The organism is Streptomyces sp. NPDC041796 (assembly GCF_055590785.1).
Map to the genome: position 1 here is coordinate 397929 of NZ_JBVJAH010000006.1, position 14289 is coordinate 412217.

Here is a 14289-nt window from a genome sequence, read left to right on the forward strand (position 1 = left end):
TGGGGGTCATGAGGTGGCGCGGGCCGTCCCCCCGCGCCACCTCGTGAACTGTTCCGCCGGTTCCCCGGTGTACGCCCACGGCACCCACGACGCCCGCGCCTCCAGCAGGCCGAACAGCTCCCCGTACACCTCGGGGAGGCCCGCGTAACAGGCGGCGTGCGTCAGATAGTTCAGCGGCTCGACCTCCTCCGGCCGCACCTGGCCGGGCGGCCGCCCGCCGAGCCACCGCTCCCGGGTCCGCCGCACCTCCGTGGCCGCCAGCTCGTGCTTCCAGTGCTGGTCGAAGCCGCGCACCGGCCCCTGGCCCCGGCCGGCGTCCACGACGTACCGGTACTCCTCCACCCGCGCGATCTGCACCAGCACCGGCAACGGCGACCCGGGCGGCGCCGCCCCGGCCGCGTCCCGCGCGAAGTCGTACATCGAGCCGTGCGTGCCGTGCCAGCGGGCCGACCAGTACCGCAGGAGCTGCACATGGCCCTCCAGGTTGTGCGGGTCGCGCCGCCGCAGCTCGTCCCACCAGCGCCGCAGCTCGGCCCGCCCCACCCCGCCCTCGTACAGGCGCGCCACCGTCAGCAGCGACACCCACGGCATGGGGTCGGCGGGGCACGCGTCGGCGGCTCCCAGGCAGGCCATGACCGTCGCGTCGAGCCGCGCCCGGTCCACCGCCGCTCCCCGCCCGGCCGCGATGGCCTCGTTGAAGACCCGGACGACCTCGGTGGCGGCCCGCAGCACCGCCGCGTCCGGGCTGTCCGGCTCGGCCGCCCGCCACGCCTCGACGGCGGTGCTCGCGGCCGCCGCGTGCGACAGCAGCCGCAGCCGGTGGGTACGCAGGGACCAGTCGTCGCCGGTGTCGCACAGCAGGTCACGTACGCCCTGCCAGCGGCCGATAACGATGTCGTGCCGGGCATGGGCGAGCGCCCGGTCGCCGAAGTCCGGGTCGAAGTCCGGCGCGAAACGTGTGGAGCGGCGGCTGCGGCGTACGGCCACGTCCCTGTCCCCCCGTCAAAAGCGCTGTGGTGGATCGCCGTTGTCTTAGAAGTCGGTCGCCAGCGTTTCGTTCCCATCGGCGCGGTGGTGCTGTCGCGGTACGTCGTACGGACCCGCCGCGGCCATCGCGCGAACCGCGTCCAGCCGCGCGGGACGGTAGTACGAGCTTCCCTTGCGCCAGTACCAGATCATCGGTACGACGCCTGCCCCCAGCCCGCCCAGGCCGATCGCGACCGTCGTGCCGGTCAGGCCGCCCAGCGACTCGAAGAAGATCCAGAACATGAAGGCGGCACCGGCCAGCGGCCACACGCCGCCCAGGACGAAGTCGCGCACCGACCTCAGCAGCGTCCCACGGTAGGCCACCACGGCGGCGAGGCCCGCCAGTCCGTAGTAGAAGGCGATCTGGAGGCCCATCGCGTTGACGGCGCTGTCCAGGATGTCGCCGACCGAGCCGAGCGCGGTCGCCGCGACGAACATCACCAGTGCCACCGCCCCGACCACGGTGATCGCCACCCACGGGGTGTTCCAGCGGCGGTGCACGGCGCCAAGGGCGGCCGGCATCGTCCGGTCCCGGCCCATCGCGAACAGTGACCGGGTCACCTGGATCAGCGTGGTTTCGAGGGTGGCGACGCTCGACAGCATCACCGCCACGATCAGCAGTTTGCCGCCGACGCCCGGCCAGACGGCCTCGCCGAGCAGCGCCAGCACGTTCGCCCCGCCCGTACCGACCGCCCCCGCCGACAGGACGACGTTGACGGCGATGGTGAACACCTCGAAGAGGAGGAAGACGACCCCGATGCCGACGAGCGCCGCCAGCCCGGCGGTGCGGCGGCTGTCGCGGGTCTCCTCGCTGAGGTTGCTGGTGACGTCCCAGCCCCAGTAGTAGAACGCGGCGATCAGCGCCCCGGAGGCGAAGCCGGACACCCCGTCGAAGTGCCCGAAGCCCAGCCACGACCAGTCGAAGGCGGTGGCGGCGCCCCGGTGCGCGACCACACCGACGAGGAAGAGGAGCAGGATCAGCAACTCCACTCCGGTCATGAGCAGTTGTGCCCGTACGGTGAGCCGGGCACCGGCGAGGACCACCAGCAGCATCATCAGGAACCAGCCGGCGCCGACGGCGGTCGCGAGCGCGGTGTCGGCGGCCAGCTCCGGGGCGACGAGCGCCAGGGTCAGCTGCCCGGCCGGCAGCGACCCGGCCACCATGAAGATGGTCGCGGCGACGATCAGTGCCCAGCCGGACAGGAAGCCCAGCGCGGGGTGGAGGGTCCGGCCGACCCAGGAGTAGCTGGCGCCCGCGTTGACGTCGATCCGGCCGAGCCGGCTGAACGCCAGCACGATGCCGAGCATCGGGATCGCGCAGTACAGCAGCGCGGCGGGTGCGGCGAGGCCGACGGCACCGACGAGTACGGCGCTGGTGGCGGCGAGCGAGTAGGCGGGTGCGCTACCGGCGACGGCCATCACGATCGTGTCGAACGTACCGAGGACATTCGGCTGCAGCCCACGCCCGGGAGGCTTCCGGAAAGCCCTGCTGGAAGCCTTGCTTGAGCTGCTGCGCATGGCGAATGTCCTTGTATGGCATGGCATATGACGGTGGGCGGGAACGGACGGGCGCGCCGCGGCATGGGGCGGCACGCGTGAGTCGTGCGCATCGTAGTCGGGCGGGCGCGGTGCGGTGACGCCACCCGGAAGGATGACGTCCGGAATGTAACGGCATGATCGTCATGCGCCGGGCCGGGGCGGCGGGGGCGTCGAATGGACGCCGTGGATGCCGTGTTCCCCATGCACGCCGTGGACGCCGTGTCCGCCGTGGACCTCTCCGCACCGGGGCGCGGGCCCCGGGCCCCGGAGACGTCGGCCGAGGCACCCGCGATGTGGCGCGCTTCCCGGATCAGCGGCCGGCGTGCAGGTCGAGGTCGACGAGGAGCGCGCGGTGGTCGGTGCGGGGAAGGTCGAGGAAACGGGCGTCGCGTACCGAGAAGTCGGCGCTGACCAGGACGTGGTCGATCTGCGCGTACGGGGGCAGCGTGGCGTTCTGCGGCCAGGAGCCGGTGCGGGCGGCGCCGTCGAGGCGGGCGGCGTCGTGGAGGGCGCCGGAGTCGAGGACGGAGCGGAAGGCGGCGTGGTCCTGGGTGGCGTTGAAGTCGCCGGCGAGGACGAGGGGGCGGCCCTTGTGGTCGGCGGCGAAGTCGCGCAGGAGGGCCAGCTCCTGCTTCCACAGCCCGATCCGGCCGGGCAGCGGCGGCATCGGGTGGGCGAGCCGGAGCGTCACGTCCTCGGTCCCGACGCGGACCGTGGCACCGGGCATGCCCATGGTGGTGCCCGGCAGGGCGGGCTCGGCGGTCAGGGGCATGGTGCCGAGGATGACCGAGCCGGCGGATCCGGCGGCGGCGACGTGGGCGCCGTAGGGGTAGTGGGCGGTGAGCGCCCGCGCGCAGGCGGGGTCGCACTCGGACACGAAAACCAGGTCGGGACGCTCGCGCCGGACGGTGGCGAGCAGTTCACCGGTCGCGTTGCCGAACTCGACGTTCGCGGTGAGTACCCGCAGCCGGCCGGTGACGGGCCCGTGGGCGGGGGTGTCGGCGGGCCCGTACGGCTGGGTGAACCACAGCGTGACGGCGAGCGCGCCGCCTGCCCAGGCGGTCAGGAGCGGCCGGCGGGCGGGGAGGGAGGCGAGGAGGGCGAGCCCGGCGGGGACCGCGAGCCACGGCAGGAGGGCCAGGAGCTGCGGTACGGGGGTGACGGCGTCGGTGCCGAAGAGCCGGCAGCCGGTGACCGTGGTGGGCACGACGAGCAACAGCCCGGCGGCCCACGCGGTCGCCCGGCGGAACAGATGCGAGGTGTACGAATCGGCCAAGCCGTCACCTTCTCACGGTGCCCCTGCTCATGGCTCCCCTCCGGACGGCCCCGGTTCGCACGGGTCTCACCCCCAGGGCACCGGCCCGCTCCCGCCGACACGGGCCGGACCGACACGGGCCGGACCGACACGGGCCCGCGTACACCGGCCGCCGACACCGGCCCGCGGACACCGGCTGCCGACGCTGATCCACTTGCCGGGAGCGGGCCGGGGGTGTGCCCTGGAGGGAGGTCAGCGGAAGGAGCGCGCCATGGCCTCACACGTCACGCTGCCCGGCCGACACCGCCGTACCGGGGAACGGGCGACCCGGCCTCACGTACACCGGTCCACCCTGATGGTGCTCGCCGTGTGCGCCGTCCTCTACGGCCTCTACGCCGAGGTCATCGTCCGCCACGGCGACGGCCCCTTCACAGGCGGCCAAGCAGTGCTCGCCGTGGTGAGCATGCTGGGCTTCGGCGCCCTTTGGTACGGCTACCTCAGCGTGCGCCGCGCCCTGCCACGGGAAACCCGGGCGGCCGCGTTCGGTCTCCTGTTCGGCGTCAGCGTCGGCTTCCTCTACGGCCTGTCCGGCAACAGCGTCCTCACCGTGGCGGTGGTGTCGCTGATCGTGGCGGTGTCGGCGGGGCTGATGGCGTTCTACGTGTTCTACACGCACGAGTAGTCCCGGCGGTACGGGCGGTGGCCGTCCGTACCGCCGCTGCGTGTGGAGGCCGCCCGCGCCGCCGTGGCGCGGCAGTAAACCGGTGGCGGGGGGCGGGCGGGGGCCGGAGACTGGGAGCGATCGTGCCGTATGCCCGTGCGGCCGCCTTCTCCAAGGACAGTGACGATGACGATCCCGGACCTGGCCATCGAGACGAACGGCCTGGTGAAGGTCTTCGGCGACAACCGAGCCGTGGACGGCGTCGACCTGAGGGTGCCCGCCGGCACGGTGTACGGGGTGCTCGGGCCCAACGGGGCGGGGAAGACGACCGCCGTGAAGGTGCTGGCGACGCTGCTGCGGCCGGACGGCGGGGAAGCGCGGGTCTTCGGCAAGGACGTGGTGAGGGACGCGGACGCGGTACGCGGGCGGGTCAGCCTCACCGGGCAGTACGCGTCGGTCGACGAGGACCTGACCGGCACCGAGAACCTGGTGCTGCTGGGCCGCCTGCTCGGTCATGGGAGGCGGGCCGCGCGGGAGCGGAGCGGGCAGTTGCTGGAGGCGTTCGGGCTGTCGGAGGCGGCCGACCGGCAGGTCAAGAACTACTCGGGCGGCATGCGCCGCCGTATCGACATCGCCGCGTCCATCCTCAACACACCGGACCTGCTCTTCCTCGACGAGCCGACGACCGGCCTGGACCCGCGCAGCCGCAACCAGGTGTGGGACATCGTCCGCGCGGTGGTCGCCCAGGGCACGACCGTGCTGCTGACCACGCAGTATTTGGACGAGGCCGACCAACTGGCGGCGCGGATCGCGGTGATCGACCACGGCAAGGTGATCGCCGAGGGCACGAAGGGCGAGCTGAAGGCGTCGGTGGGCTCCGGGTCCGTGCACGTGCGGCTGCGGGAGGCCGGGCAGCGGGCGGAGGCGGAGCGGGTGCTGGCGACCGCGCTGAACGCGACCGTGCAGCTCGACCCCGACCCGGTGGCGCTGACCGCGACGGTCGACGGCCACGGCACGGAGCTGGGCGCGGCCGAGCAGGCGGCGCGGGCGCTGGCGGAGCTGGCGCGGGCGGGCGTCATGGTGGACAACTTCGCGCTGGGCCAGCCGAGTCTGGACGAGGTGTTCCTGGCGCTCACGGACCGTACGGACAAGGCCGAGGAGGCCACGGCATGAGCACCGTCACCGACGACGCCACCTTCACCGGACCCCGCACCGAGGAGCTGGCCGCCCTGCTGGTCGCGGGCGCACGCCCGCCGCGCCCGAGCGCGCTCTCCGCCTCCCTGACCTTCGGATGGCGCGCCATGCTGAAGATCAAACACGTGCCGGAGCAGCTCTTCGACGTCACGGCGTTCCCGATCATGATGGTGCTGATGTACACGTACCTCTTCGGGGGCGCGCTGGCCGGCTCGGTCTCGGCGTACATCCAGTTCCTGCTGCCCGGCATCCTCACCCTGAGCGTCGTGATGATCACGATGTACACGGGTGTCTCGGTCAACACCGACATCACCAAGGGCGTCTTCGACCGCTTCCGTACGCTGCCGATCTGGCGGCCCGCACCGATGGTCGGCTACCTCCTCGGCGACGTGGTGCGCTACCTGATCGCGTCGACCGTGATGCTCACCGTCGGCCTGGTCATCGGCTACCGCCCGCACGGCGGGGTGATCGGCGTGGCGTCCGGCGTGGTGCTGCTGCTGGTGTTCGCGTTCTCGTGGATCTGGACGATGTTCGGCCTGCTCCTGCGCAGCGAGAAGTCCGTGATGGGCGTCAGCATGATGGTGATCTTCCCGCTGACCTTCCTCAGCAACATCTTCGTCGACCCGCGGACCATGCCGGGCTGGCTCCAGGCGTTCGTCAACAACAGCCCGGTGACCCATCTGGCCACATCGGTCCGGGACTTGATGGCGGGCGAGTGGCCTGCCGCCGACATCGCCTGGTCGCTGGGATGGTCGGTGGTGTTCGTGGCCGTCTTCGGCGCGGTGACGATGCGGCTCTACAACCGCAAGTGACCGTCCCCTGTTGACCTTCCCCTCGCGGGAAGGCCCAGCATCGGTGGGGCCGGGCGCCGACCGAGTGCCCGGTGGGGAAGGAAGCATGGGACTGCTGACGATCGGCGCGTTCGCGCGTGCCTCCCGGCTGTCCGCCAAGGCCCTGCGCCGCTACGACGAGCTCGGCCTGCTGCCTCCGGCGCGCGTCGATCCGTTCACCGGTTACCGGTATTACGACGAGACGCAGTTGGAGCGCGCCCGGCTGGTGGCGTGGCTGCGGCGGATCGGGATGCCGCTGGCCCGCGTCCGGCGCGTGTGCGACCTGTACGGGACGGACGCGGGGGCTGCGGCCCGGGACATCCGCGCCTACTGGGCGGCGGTGGAGGCCGAGACCGCCGCCCGGCGCGACCTGGCGGCCTTCCTCATCGACCACATGTCGCCGTCGTCGCCCGCAGGGGCCGCGGCGGCCGGGAAGGACATCACCATGGGAACGACCCTGGGCATCCGTTATGCCGCGCTTTCCGACAAAGGGCTGGTACGGGAGAGTAATCAGGACTCGGTGCACGCCGGGGACCGGCTGTTGGCCGTCGCCGACGGGTATGGCGGGGACGGTGCCCGTGCCGGGGCCATGGCCATCGAGGCGCTGAAGCCGCTGGAGTCCCTCGCGACGGCCCGCGTGGGTGACCTCCTCAACGCCCTCGAGGACGCGGTGGCCGGGGCGAACGACGCCCTCGACGCGCTCGACGGTTTCGAGGAGTCCGGGACGACGCTCACCGCCATGGTGTGGACCGGTTCGCAGCTGGCGCTGGTGCACATAGGCGACACCCGGGCGCATCTGCTGCGGGACGGGGAGTTCTTCCGGATCACCCACGACCACACGGTCGTCCAGTCGATGATCGACGACGGCAGCCTGACCCCCGAGGAGGCCGCCTCCCACCCGCAGCGCTCGCTGTTGCTGAAGGCCCTGGACGGCGACCGGGCCAGGCCGCCCCGCCCCGATGTCCGGCTGCACGACGCGCGGGCCGGCGACCGTTACCTGCTCTGCTCGGACGGGCTGTCCGCGGTCGTTCCGGCGGCGGAGATCCACCGGGTCACGGCGACGGCCGCCGGTCCGCAGGACGCGGTCCGCGCCCTGATCGCCCTGGCCCGCGACGCGGGCGGGCCGGACAACGTGGCGTGCGTCGTCGCGGACGTCGTCAGCCTGTGACTGTCCCATCGGCCGGACCGGAGCGGACCCGCCTCGTCCGGTCCGGCGCCGCCCGCCCCGCGTACGCTGAGGGCCGTACACCGAGCAGTGGCGGGAGACGATCGTGACCGAGAGCGAGCGCTGGAAGGAGCGCGGGGTGGCGCTGCGCGTGTTCGTGTACGTCTTCGTCACGCACCTGTTCGCCGGGTTCGTCTGGCTGCTCTTCTACATCGGCGAGCACGCGGACAAGTGACACCTCACCACGCGCGCGCCTCGCGCAGCAGCAGGTCGCGCACCAGCGCCAGGTGCGGGTGGTCGGCCGTGCCGGGCCGTCGGACCAGGTAGGCCGTGTTGATCGGCGGGTCCTCCGGCGTCAGCAGCGGTACGAGCGCTCCCGTGGCCAGTTCGTTCAGGCACAGGTAGCGCGGCAGCACGGCGATGCCCGCGCCCGCCGCCACCGCCGCCAGTACGCCCCGCAGGTCGGGCACCGCGAGGGCGGCCCGGTCGGTCAGCCGGGTGCCGAACACGTGCCGCCAGTAGCGGCGGGTGATCGGCAGGTCCTCCGCGTACGCCACCAGCGGCACGCCCCGCAGCGCCGCCGCGCCCTCGGCCGCCACCCGCCCCGCCCCGATCCGGGCCTCCCAAGCGGGGGCGGCCACCAGCACGAACTCCTCGTCCATCAGCGGCGTCGCCGACAGCGTCCGGCCCCTCGGCCGGTACGTCGCGATCACCAGGTCGTGGTGACCGGCCCGCAACCCGTCCAGCAGCTCGTCGGTCAGCCCCGTCGTCACCCGAAGCACCACGCCCCGCTCCGCGGCCGTCGCCGCCAGCGCGGGCAGCACCCGTACGCACAGCAGCTCGGCCGGCCCGGCCAGCCGCACGGGCTCCACGTCGCCCGCCGTAGGCCGGCCGGTCACCGCCTCCAGGGCGTCCAGCGGCTCGGCGACCCGGGCGGCGAGGGCGTCCGCCACGGCGGTCGGGGCGACTCCGCGCGGCAGGCGGGTGAACAGCTCCCGCCCCAGCTGCCGCTCCAGCGCCCGGATCTGCGCGGTGACCGTCGGCTGGGACAGGCCCACCAGCCGGGCGGCGGCCGTGAACGAACCGGAGCGGTGCACGGCCAGGAACGTACGGAGCAGCGTCAGGTCGAGCGGCGGCCCGCCGGGTGCACTGTCGGTCATGCCCCCGACCCTAGGGCGCGACGACCGGCGGGTAGGGTTCCAGCCCGTGAGCAGCCCCGGCCCCGTCCCCGAGACCCGACCGCCCGTGACCGTCGTCGGCATCGGCGCGGACGGCTGGGCCGGGCTCCCCGACGCCTCCCGTAACGCCCTGCGCGGCGCCGACGTCGTCATCGGCGGCGACCGGCAGCTCGCCCTGCTGCCGGAGGAATGCCGGGCCCGGCGGGTCGCCTGGCCGTCCCCGCTGAGGCCCGCCGTGCCCGCCCTGCTGGCCGAGCACAGCCGCGACGGCCGCCGGGTCGCCGTACTCGCCAGCGGTGACCCCATGTTCTACGGGATCGGCCGCGCCCTCGCCGAGACGGCAGGCCCCGAGCGGCTGCGCGTCCTGCCGCACCCGTCCTCCGTCTCCTACGCGTGCGCCCGCCTCGGCTGGCCGCTGGAGGACACCGAGACCGTCACGCTCGTCGGGCGCCCCCTCGCCTCCCTCACCGCGGCGCTCCACGACGGGCGGCGGCTGCTGGTGCTGAGCGCCGGCGCGGCGACCCCCGGGGAGGTCGCCGCGCTGCTGCGCGACCGTGGCTTCGGGCCCAGTCGCCTCACCGTCCTCGAACAGCTCGGGTCCGACCGTGAGAACCACCTGACGGGCACCGCCGACGATTGGCCCCACCCGCCCGGCGACCCGCTGAACGTCCTCGCCGTGACCTGCGTACGCGACCCGTCGGCCCTGCGCCTGGGCGCTGTGCCCGGCCTGCCGGACGCGGCGTACGAGAACGACGGACAGCTCACCAAGCGGCACGTGCGCGCCGCGACGCTCGCCGCGCTGGCGCCCGCGCCCGGCGAACTGCTGTGGGACATCGGTGGCGGGTCCGGCTCGATCGGCATCGAGTGGATGCGTACGCACCGCACGTGCCGTGCCGTCGCGGTCGAGCGCTCACCCGAACGCGCCGCACGCATCGCCCGCAATGCCGCCGCCCTCGGCGTACCAGCCCTGAGGGTGGTCACCGCGGCCGCCCCGGCCGGGCTCACGGAACTGGACACCCCCGACGCGGTGTTCATCGGCGGCGGGCTGACCGCTCCCGGGCTGCTGGACGCCTGCTGGGCGGCCCTGCGGCCGGGCGGACGGCTGGTCGCCAACACGGTGACCCTCGAATCCGAGGCGCTGCTCGCCGACCGGTACCGCCGCCACGGCGGCGAACTGGTACGGCTCGCGGTCGCGCACGCCGTCCCGGTGGGCGGCTTCACCGGCTGGCGCCAGGCCATGCCGGTCACGCAATGGTCCGTAACCAAGCGGGAGACAGAAGAATGACCGTCTACTTCATCGGTGCGGGCCCCGGCGCCGCCGACCTGATCACCGTGCGCGGCGCCCGCACCCTCGCCTCCTGCCGGGTGTGCCTGTACGCGGGCTCACTGGTGCCGCGCGAACTGCTGGCCGAGTGCCCGCCGGACGCCCGGCTCGTCGACACCGCCCGCATGGACCTGGACGCCATCACCGCCGAGCTGGTCGGCGCCCACGAGGAGGGTCACGACGTGGCCCGCCTCCACTCGGGCGACCCGTCCGTCTTCAGCGCGGTCGCCGAGCAGATGCGGCGGCTGGACGCGGCGGGGATCCCCTACGAGGTCGTGCCGGGCGTTCCGGCGTTCGCCGCCGCGGCGGCGGCGCTGAAGCGGGAGCTCACCGTCCCGACCGTGGGCCAGACGGTGATCCTCACCCGGATCGCCGAGCAGGCCACCGCCATGCCCGAGGGCGAGGACCTGGCCACCCTGGGCCGCAGCGGCGCCCTGCTGGTGCTGCACCTGGCGGCGCGGTACGTCGACCGGGTCGTCGCGGAGCTCACCCCGCACTACGGCGCCGACTGCCCGGCGGCCGTCGTCGCGATGGCCAGCCGCCCCGACGAGGTGATCCTGCGCGGCACCCTCGCCGACATCGCCGCCGCCACCAAGGAGGCCGGCATCACCCGCACGGCCGTCATCCTGGTCGGCCGCACCCTCGCGGCGACGCAGTTCCGCGACAGCCACCTGTACTCGCCGGAGCGGGACCGTCACATCTGCTGAAGGCCCCTGGGCTCGCTGCGCCCCACCACCGTGCCCGCGCGGTCGATGCACACCACGTCGACCGTGACGGGCGCGCCGCGCAGCACCTCGAGGGCCTGGTCGCGGGCCGTCTCGGCGACGAGGTCGCCCAGCGGCACACCGGCCGCGGCGCACAACTGGAGCGCGGCGAGCCCGGTGTTGGCGGCCGCCACCCGAGCCGCCAGTTCCTCGTCGGCGCCGCCGCGGCGGGCCAGCTCCGCCAGGAAGCCCTTGTCGACCTGGGAGCGCGCCGAGTGCAGATCCAGGTGCCCCGCCGCGAGCTTGGACAGCTTCGCGAAGCCGCCGCAGACGGTGAGCCGGTCCACCGGGTGGCGGCGTACGTACTTCAGGACCGCGCCCGCGAAGTCGCCCATGTCCAGCAGGGCGTCCTCGGGCAGCCCGTACAGCGCCGTGACCGTCCGCTCCGACGTGGAGCCCGTGCACCCGGCGACATGGGTGCGTCCCGCCGCCCGTGCCACGTCCACCCCGCGCCGGATGGAGTCGATCCAGGCGGAGCACGAGTACGGCACGACCACACCGGTCGTCCCCAGGATCGACAGGCCGCCGAGGATGCCGAGGCGCGGGTTCCAGGTGGAGCGGGCGATCTCCTCGCCGTGGTCGACGGAGACGGTGATCTCCACGTCCCCCGTGCCGCCGTGCGCGGCCGCGACCCGTGCGACGTGCTCGCGCATCAGCTGCCGCGGCACCGGGTTGATCGCGGGCTCGCCGACCTCCAGCGGCAGGCCCGGCCGGGTGACGGTCCCCACGCCCGTGCCCGCGCGGAAGACGACGCCTTCCCCGGGGGGCAGCGCCCGCACGGTGGCCCGGACCAGGGCACCGTGGGTCACGTCGGGGTCGTCACCGGCGTCCTTCACGATCCCCGCCATGGCGTACGAGCCGGTCAGCTCCTCCGCCGCCAGCGCGAACGCCGGGGTCTGCCCCTTCGGCAGCGTGATCGTCACCGGATCGGGGAAGTCACCGGTCAGCAGCGCGGTGTACGCGGCGGTCGTCGCCGCCGTCGCACACGCCCCGGTCGTCCATCCGGACCTCAGGCCGGTGTGCTTGAGTTGGGCGCTGCGCCCACCCGTCGCCTCACCCATGGACCGTCACCGTGCACATACTCCTTCTCGGCGGTACGACCGAGGCCCGTCGCCTGGCCGGGTCCCTCCACGGCACCGTGCGGGTGACGACCTCGCTCGCGGGCCGTGTCGCCGCCCCCGTACTGCCCCCGGGGGAGGTCCGCGTCGGCGGCTTCGGGGGAGCCGAAGGCCTCGCCCGCTGGCTGCGGGGGCACCAGGTGGACGCGGTCATCGACGCCACTCACCCTTTCGCCGACACGATCAGTTCGAACGCGGCCCGGGCGGCCGCCGAAGCCCATGTTCCCCTGCTCGCCCTCCGCCGTCCCGGGTGGGCCCCCGTCGAGGGTGACAGGTGGCATGCCGTGGACACCCTCGCGGAGGCCGCGGACGCGGCACGCGCCCTGGGCCGTCGCATCTTCCTCACCACGGGCCGTATGGGCCTCGCCTCCTTCGCGCATGTCACGGACGCCTGGTTCCTCCTCCGCTCGGTCGACCCCCCGGAGCCCCCTTTCCCGCCCCACCTCCAGGTCGTCCTCGACCGCGGCCCGTTCACCCTCGACGGAGAACGGGAGCTGCTGCGCCGCTACGCGATCGACGTCCTGGTCACCAAGGACAGCGGCGCCGCGGCGACGGCCCCGAAGCTCCGGGCCGCCCGCGAGGCCGCCCTCCCGGTGGTGATCGTCCGCCGGCCCCCGGCCCCGGCCGGTGTGCCGGTGGTGGCCACGCCGGAGGAGGCGGCGGCATGGGTGGCCGCCCTCGCGGCGGGCCGCCCCGACGACTGACCGGACCCGGGGCGGTCGGGTCCGGGGCGTGGGGCGGACGCTGTCCTCGACGCCCGTCGGTGGGCCGGCACCGTGCCCGCCCGCCCCACCACCCCGTCAGCCCGTCGCCCCGTCAGCCCGCCAGGAGCTGGGAACCGGGCACCCACCACCCCTTGGTGTCGCCGTCGGCCGCGCGGAGCATCATGCGCCCGTCCACGAGGGCACGCCGGTCGTACCGCACCGGTGTGTCCTTCGGGTACGTCACCGTCCGCTCCTCGGTGCCCCTGCGGCACACGACGCTCACCCCGGCCCGGAACCGGGCCCTCCGGGCGGGCAGGTAGTCCGAGGCGCACCACTCGCCCCGCACGTACGCGGCCGGGTACCGCTCCGCCACGTACCAGCCGCCGGACCTGTCCGGACCGTCCGTCAGGAGGTAGTGCACGTCCCGCCCCTTGATCCGCTTCCGGTGCGAGGCGGTGGCCTCGGCGGGGCGGACGAGCTCCAGGGTGCGGGTGCCGGTGACGGTGCCGTCCTCGTCGTACCGGAACAGCGTGTGCGTACCCTCCGCGAGGTGTACCCGCCCGCCGTCCTTTCCGAGTGACGGGGACGGGTGGTCGTCCATCAGCAGGTCCGACTGCGCGGCGAGCAGCTCACTGCCGGACAGCCAGGAAAGCTGACGCAGCAGGGTGATGTGCACGGGGTGGTACGACGCTGTCGGCACGGTGTGCGTCCGGCAGTAGTGGGACAGCCAGCGGGGATTGCGCAGGGTGCGGAAGTCGGCGGCGAGGGTGGTCAGCGATCCGTCGAACAGGTCGGCGGCGACGGGGCTGCGTGTCAGCGCGTAGTAGTCCCACAGCCCGAGCGCGGCGAACATGAAGCCGTTGTACGTGTAGTCCGAGGTGCCCGGCGCGTCGATCGGGTATTCATGGATCCACAGGTGGTGGGTGTCGTCCCGGGCGACGACCCACGGCGCCCCGTCGTCCCCCACCAGCAGCGACCGGAAGGCCCCGTCGGCCGCCCCGCGGTACCGCCCCCGTGCCGCCGCGGGGACGGCCGGGAGCTGGGCCAGCTGGGCGAACAGGCTCAGCGCCTCACCCTGGGCCATCCCGGAGTACCAGGGCGCCTCGTAGGCGATGCCGGTGTGCACGTTGTGCGTGAAGTCGAAGGGGTACGGGAAGAACCACGCCCCGCGCCGCTCGTGCCGCCGCGCCACCAGGCGTTCGGCCTGTGCCCGCGCCCGGACGAGGAAGAACGCGTCGCCGGTGCGCCGGTAAGCGGCGATGTTCTCCAGGCCGTACTGGATCTGCCCGACGGGATGGTCGTGGAGCCGCCCCTTCCACCGGAACATCCGCACCCCGTCCTGGTCGTGCACCCCCTCGTCCTCCCGCCCGGCCACCCGGTCGCGCCACGGCCTCATCCGGTCGGGCACGTCCAGCACGCACCGGAACCCCCGTACGTCGAAGGTGAAGGGCAGCCCGCTGGGCACCAGGACCTCGTCCGTCGCCCGCCGTCCCACCACGAATCCACCTCCAGCCAGCGCCACCGCCGCCCC

14 protein-coding genes are annotated in these 14289 nt (G+C 73.8%); 8 read left to right on the forward strand and 6 right to left on the reverse strand.

All coding sequences use genetic code 11. The features are described from left to right. Positions 1-6: 6 nt before the first annotated feature. The 3 genes from ACZ6C1_RS14980 to ACZ6C1_RS14990 form a co-directional block, all read right to left on the reverse strand. On the reverse strand, positions 7-987 hold the full coding sequence (locus ACZ6C1_RS14980) for a hypothetical protein (RefSeq protein WP_469241000.1): 981 nt from the start codon (positions 985-987) through the stop codon (positions 7-9). Between the two features lie 45 nt (positions 988-1032). After that, positions 1033-2544, reverse strand: a complete 1512-nt coding sequence (locus ACZ6C1_RS14985) for an APC family permease (protein WP_469241002.1) — start codon at positions 2542-2544, stop codon at positions 1033-1035. Between the two features lie 331 nt (positions 2545-2875). Continuing rightward, entirely contained in the window at positions 2876-3841 is a 966-nt protein-coding gene (locus tag ACZ6C1_RS14990; RefSeq protein ID WP_469241004.1) for an endonuclease/exonuclease/phosphatase family protein, read from the reverse strand. Between the two features lie 250 nt (positions 3842-4091). On the opposite strand from ACZ6C1_RS14990, the gene ACZ6C1_RS14995 reads away from it, so the two are divergent. The 5 genes from ACZ6C1_RS14995 to ACZ6C1_RS15015 all read left to right on the forward strand — a co-directional run bounded on the left by ACZ6C1_RS14995 (position 4092) and on the right by ACZ6C1_RS15015 (position 7905). Beyond that, on the forward strand, positions 4092-4502 hold the full coding sequence (locus ACZ6C1_RS14995; protein ID WP_469241006.1) for a hypothetical protein: 411 nt from the start codon (positions 4092-4094) through the stop codon (positions 4500-4502). Between the two features lie 165 nt (positions 4503-4667). After that, the gene (locus ACZ6C1_RS15000; RefSeq protein ID WP_469241008.1) at positions 4668-5654 is read left to right on the forward strand and encodes an ATP-binding cassette domain-containing protein; all 987 of its coding nucleotides are present in this window, start codon (positions 4668-4670) and stop codon (positions 5652-5654) included. Further along, entirely contained in the window at positions 5651-6487 is an 837-nt protein-coding gene (locus ACZ6C1_RS15005) for an ABC transporter permease (RefSeq protein ID WP_469241010.1), read from the forward strand. The genes ACZ6C1_RS15000 and ACZ6C1_RS15005 overlap by 4 nt, the downstream gene beginning before the upstream one ends. An 85-nt stretch (positions 6488-6572) precedes the next feature. After that, positions 6573-7673: a MerR family transcriptional regulator gene (locus ACZ6C1_RS15010; RefSeq protein WP_469241012.1), complete on the forward strand. Its 1101-nt coding sequence runs from the start codon at positions 6573-6575 to the stop codon at positions 7671-7673. A gap of 103 nt (positions 7674-7776) precedes the next feature. After that, positions 7777-7905, forward strand: coding sequence for a DUF6126 family protein (locus ACZ6C1_RS15015; RefSeq protein WP_469241013.1), 129 nt, complete (start codon positions 7777-7779; stop codon positions 7903-7905). Between the two features lie 4 nt (positions 7906-7909). On the opposite strand, the gene ACZ6C1_RS15020 is transcribed toward ACZ6C1_RS15015, so the two are convergent. Next, entirely contained in the window at positions 7910-8830 is a 921-nt protein-coding gene (locus tag ACZ6C1_RS15020) for a LysR family transcriptional regulator (protein WP_469241015.1), read from the reverse strand. Here ACZ6C1_RS15020 and cbiE point away from each other — a divergent pair. Together cbiE and cobM are read left to right on the forward strand one after the other, a co-directional pair. After that, the gene (gene cbiE / locus ACZ6C1_RS15025; protein ID WP_469241017.1) at positions 8829-10133 is read left to right on the forward strand and encodes a precorrin-6y C5,15-methyltransferase (decarboxylating) subunit CbiE; all 1305 of its coding nucleotides are present in this window, start codon (positions 8829-8831) and stop codon (positions 10131-10133) included. The two genes, ACZ6C1_RS15020 and cbiE, sit on opposite strands and share 2 nt — an antisense overlap. Further along, positions 10130-10879 carry a precorrin-4 C(11)-methyltransferase gene (gene cobM, locus ACZ6C1_RS15030; RefSeq protein ID WP_469241019.1) on the forward strand — a complete coding sequence of 250 codons (750 nt, stop codon included), beginning with the start codon at positions 10130-10132 and terminating at the stop codon, positions 10877-10879. The genes cbiE and cobM overlap by 4 nt, the downstream gene beginning before the upstream one ends. Here cobM and ACZ6C1_RS15035 read toward each other — a convergent pair. Beyond that, positions 10867-11997 (reverse strand): cobalt-precorrin-5B (C(1))-methyltransferase, encoded by a 1131-nt coding sequence (locus ACZ6C1_RS15035; RefSeq protein WP_469241021.1) that lies wholly within the window; start codon positions 11995-11997, stop codon positions 10867-10869. The two genes, cobM and ACZ6C1_RS15035, sit on opposite strands and share 13 nt — an antisense overlap. Before the next feature lie 11 nt (positions 11998-12008). Between ACZ6C1_RS15035 and ACZ6C1_RS15040 the strand changes: the two genes are divergently transcribed. Further along, positions 12009-12758 carry a cobalt-precorrin-6A reductase gene (locus tag ACZ6C1_RS15040; protein ID WP_469241022.1) on the forward strand — a complete coding sequence of 250 codons (750 nt, stop codon included), beginning with the start codon at positions 12009-12011 and terminating at the stop codon, positions 12756-12758. Positions 12759-12870: 112 nt separating this feature from the next. Here the strand turns inward: ACZ6C1_RS15040 and ACZ6C1_RS15045 are convergent, their stop codons facing one another. Beyond that, positions 12871-14256 carry a D-glucuronyl C5-epimerase family protein gene (locus tag ACZ6C1_RS15045; RefSeq protein WP_469241024.1) on the reverse strand — a complete coding sequence of 462 codons (1386 nt, stop codon included), beginning with the start codon at positions 14254-14256 and terminating at the stop codon, positions 12871-12873. Between the last annotated feature and the right edge of the window lie 33 nt (positions 14257-14289).

What these genes read in the sequence shown, in the direction of transcription:
- ACZ6C1_RS14985 (WP_469241002.1), bottom strand. Translation starts at nt 2,544, where the DNA reads ATGCGCAGCAGCTCAAGCAAGGCTTCCAGCAGGGCTTTCCGGAAGCCT.
- ACZ6C1_RS14995 (WP_469241006.1), top strand. Translation starts at nt 4,092, where the DNA reads ATGGCCTCACACGTCACGCTGCCCGGCCGACACCGCCGTACCGGGGAA.
- ACZ6C1_RS15000 (WP_469241008.1), top strand. Translation starts at nt 4,668, where the DNA reads ATGACGATCCCGGACCTGGCCATCGAGACGAACGGCCTGGTGAAGGTC.
- ACZ6C1_RS15005 (WP_469241010.1), top strand. Translation starts at nt 5,651, where the DNA reads ATGAGCACCGTCACCGACGACGCCACCTTCACCGGACCCCGCACCGAG.
- ACZ6C1_RS15010 (WP_469241012.1), top strand. Translation starts at nt 6,573, where the DNA reads ATGGGACTGCTGACGATCGGCGCGTTCGCGCGTGCCTCCCGGCTGTCC.
- cbiE (WP_469241017.1), top strand. Translation starts at nt 8,829, where the DNA reads ATGCCCCCGACCCTAGGGCGCGACGACCGGCGGGTAGGGTTCCAGCCC.
- ACZ6C1_RS15020 (WP_469241015.1), bottom strand. Translation starts at nt 8,830, where the DNA reads ATGACCGACAGTGCACCCGGCGGGCCGCCGCTCGACCTGACGCTGCTC.
- cobM (WP_469241019.1), top strand. Translation starts at nt 10,130, where the DNA reads ATGACCGTCTACTTCATCGGTGCGGGCCCCGGCGCCGCCGACCTGATC.
- ACZ6C1_RS15035 (WP_469241021.1), bottom strand. Translation starts at nt 11,997, where the DNA reads ATGGGTGAGGCGACGGGTGGGCGCAGCGCCCAACTCAAGCACACCGGC.